This window comes from Edaphobacter sp. (genome assembly GCF_035763405.1).
GTDB lineage: Bacteria > Acidobacteriota > Terriglobia > Terriglobales > Acidobacteriaceae > Edaphobacter.
Window position 1 is genome coordinate 1 of the sequence record NZ_DASUBE010000110.1, and the last position, 2,898, is coordinate 2,898.

A 2,898-nucleotide genomic window follows, 5' to 3' on the forward strand; every position below is an offset into this window, starting at 1 on the left:
GAGCACCGTCGTCGGATCCCGTCCCGACAGCAGTTGGTCGAGCAGCTCATTGGAAAACACTCCCGTGTCGTTCTTCGCCATACCTTCCTCTCCCGCCCTCGGGCAGTATATGGCTCGACACACAAAAATTCAGACAGTCCCCACTACCGAGACTGTTCAGCCAGCGCGCCCAGTGGTGCGCCGAGCCAGAGGCTTCCATCACCACTAGGCCCACGGCGCGGTTGACGAACCAGCGCTCGAACTGGGTGCGCGTGAGGCGATGCGATTCGACCACCCGCCAGGAGCCATCGGCAACGGCAAGCTGGAACACGAATTTGGCCAGATCCACACCCAGAACCGGCAAAGCAGCGGCAGCATTCATGTCGGACTCCTTCTGATTGAGCGCTGACACCCCACACCACATGAGGCCAGCCGGCACGATGATGCCGAAAGATCAGGGGGAGTCCATCCCATCAGTCAACGCGGACGCTTCGGCACATGACTTCTTCCACGCGAGCGTCGGCGCGGCGCGCCGGTTACCTTTATCGTTAGGCCGCACACACGCACCCCTGCTCCCATGAGAATCGAGATCGACGACCTCTCGCGCCCAGAGATTCATGCACTGCTGAATGAGCACCTGCGGAACATGTTTGAACTCTCTCCGCCGGAGAGTGTTCATGCACTCGACCTTGTGCGACTGCGCAAGCCCGAGATCACCTTCTGGTCTGCCTGGGACGGTTCAGAACTGCTCGGCTGCGGCGCCCTCAAGCAACTCGATCCCACGCACGGTGAGATCAAGTCGATGCGCACTCCGGCCAGGCTTCGGCGCCGGGGCGCAGGGCGCGCCATTCTGACCCACATCCTACAAGTTGCCAGGTCTCGCGGTTATGAGCGCCTGAGCCTGGAGACCGGCTCCGTGGAGGCATTCAAGCCGGCTCAGCAGCTCTATGAGAGCTTTGGGTTCAACTATTGCGGCCCCTTCGGCGAATACACGGAAGATCCGAACAGCGTCTTCATGACCTTGAGGCTGCAGCAGAGTGCGGCCGAACCCTTCGCGCGAGCCGCTCCGCTCAAGCGTTAGGCGTCGCGCATTTCACCACCACCATCTCCCTTCTATGAAGCGCACGCTCATCAGCTCGGGCTCATCCTTCGAGCAAGAGATCGGCTACTCCAGAGCCGTAGTTCAAGGCGACTGGATCTTCGTTTCAGGCACTACCGGCTTCGACTACTCGACGATGACCATCGCTGATGGCGTCCAGGCACAAACGGAGCAATGCTTGAAGAACATCGAGGCCGCATTGCTCCAGGCCGGTTCCAGCCTTGACGATGTGGTCCGTGTGACCTACGTGCTTCCGGATGGGGAGGAGTTTCCGGAGTGCTGGCCTGTGCTGCGTAAGTACTTCGGTGAGGTGCGTCCAGCGGCGATGATGATCTCGGCAAACCTGCTGGACCCGCGGATGCGCATCGAAATCGAAGTTACCGCCCTTAAACAAAACAAGTAGTTGCGGAGCGAAGCCGTGACGCCTAAGCCGTCCATCGAGTGGCCGTACCAAAGCGGCCTTCGGCTACTTTGTGCCGCCGCCGATGCCGAACGTTGGGCCCCCGGATGACGAGGCCGACCGTGAAGCTCGATGTCTATGGGAAGCGCTTCCTTGTGGAGCGCGACGGCGAACAATGGTGCACGTACCTGCTTGGCGCGGACGGGAAGCGCTCGCCTTTTCCTGTCGCAATCCCTGACAACCTCCATGAAAATGAACTCGCGCAGTATTTCGACGATTTGTTTCACGAGGCATCGACTCCACAGAAACCCAACGTCGTTCGACTAACTTGAGGGCTGTTGGCGATGTCGGCGCGTTCCTGCCGATCCTCGGTTGCCAGTTACCTCCAACGTTAGGCAGGACAGAGCCGTTATGGCGCCTCCTTACACGCTGCTCATTGCTCCCGTCGTCCTGGCGGTTCTTTCGCTTCCGCTTATCTTTAGATGGGTTCCACCCAATCCGTTCTACGGCTTTCGGACGCGCCGCACCCTGGCCGACCGGAACCTTTGGTACCGCGTCAACTTCTTCTGCGGCTACGCCGTGCTCGCTGCATCGGCGCTTAGCGTCATCCTGCTTCTGGTACTGCCGCCATCGCCCTACGCTGTTCTTGCGTTCGCGCTCCCCTTGTTGGCAGCGTTAGTCGCGTCGTCCGTCTATCTGCGCCGTGCTGCCTAACCATTTGTTCAAGCCGGTATCCCCCCGATAACTCACCACTCCGGATTCCGGGCCGCTTTGGCCTCGTGCGCCGGCGTCTGGACCTGTTCAACCTGTTAGCGTGACGCCGTAACGCTAATCGCCGCCTGCTATACGGCGAGGCACTCCGGATTGTGATGCAGGGGCATAATCCCCTTACTCGGACTGGCGAAAGGTCCCGTGGCTCCTGAGGACAGCGTTTGCTTTGGTCCGAAACTGCCACCCAGCGCCAGAGGCCCCTGAAACGATGACGAACCTTCTAGATGCGTATCGACGATTTGTCATCCCGGCCTGCCCAGCATGCGGTCAGCGAGCTGGGATTCGCACGGACATTACTGGAGCACGAGCCTCTGTCCCGGCATGGAAGCTTTCCCCAGTGAGGGTCTATTGCCTCGCCTGCGGTGCACAGCTCATAGGCAACGTCCGAAGTGGCTTTTGGCTGCCATTCTCGGTGTGGGTTGCTGTCAATGGCGCGGTGCTGTATGCGCTGTTCACAGGTAGGCTGGACCACTTGATGCCGAAGACGGAACTGCGATACGCCGGCTACGCTTGGTTGGCCGTGATGTACGTAGCGTTCCAGTTCATTTGGCAACCGAATCACGAATACAAACTCGTGGCGGAGGCTCAACCGCCTTCGTCGAATCGCGTCTGACCCGCTAAGAGGAGCCAAGAAAAGGAGGGCCTCCCG

Annotated in this window: 4 protein-coding genes and 1 pseudogene; 4 read left to right on the plus strand and 1 reads right to left on the minus strand. The window is 60.0% G+C overall.

The features are described from left to right. Positions 1–163: 163 nt before the first annotated feature. Positions 164–361, minus strand: a pseudogene (locus VFU66_RS11220) (IS110 family transposase); the annotation flags it as partial. A 195-nt stretch (positions 362–556) separates the two neighbouring features. Here VFU66_RS11220 and VFU66_RS11225 point away from each other — a divergent pair. From VFU66_RS11225 to VFU66_RS11240, 4 genes are all read left to right on the plus strand, one after another. Next, the gene (locus tag VFU66_RS11225; protein ID WP_326446343.1) at positions 557–1,060 is read left to right on the plus strand and encodes a GNAT family N-acetyltransferase; all 504 of its coding nucleotides are present in this window, start codon (positions 557–559) and stop codon (positions 1,058–1,060) included. A 34-nt stretch (positions 1,061–1,094) separates the two neighbouring features. Then, positions 1,095–1,481, plus strand: a complete 387-nt coding sequence (locus VFU66_RS11230; protein ID WP_326446344.1) for a RidA family protein — start codon at positions 1,095–1,097, stop codon at positions 1,479–1,481. A 119-nt stretch (positions 1,482–1,600) separates the two neighbouring features. Continuing rightward, positions 1,601–1,810 carry a DUF7661 family protein gene (locus VFU66_RS11235; protein ID WP_326446345.1) on the plus strand — a complete coding sequence of 70 codons (210 nt, stop codon included), beginning with the start codon at positions 1,601–1,603 and terminating at the stop codon, positions 1,808–1,810. Between the two features lie 79 nt (positions 1,811–1,889). Then, positions 1,890–2,192, plus strand: a complete 303-nt coding sequence (locus VFU66_RS11240; RefSeq protein WP_326446346.1) for an SdpI family protein — start codon at positions 1,890–1,892, stop codon at positions 2,190–2,192. The last annotated feature ends 706 nt before the right edge of the window (positions 2,193–2,898 follow it).

Coding starts and splice junctions, on each gene's coding strand:
- VFU66_RS11225 (WP_326446343.1), top strand. CDS start 557: ATGAGAATCGAGATCGACGACCTCTCGCGCCCAGAGATTCATGCACTG.
- VFU66_RS11230 (WP_326446344.1), top strand. CDS start 1,095: ATGAAGCGCACGCTCATCAGCTCGGGCTCATCCTTCGAGCAAGAGATC.
- VFU66_RS11240 (WP_326446346.1), top strand. CDS start 1,890: ATGGCGCCTCCTTACACGCTGCTCATTGCTCCCGTCGTCCTGGCGGTT.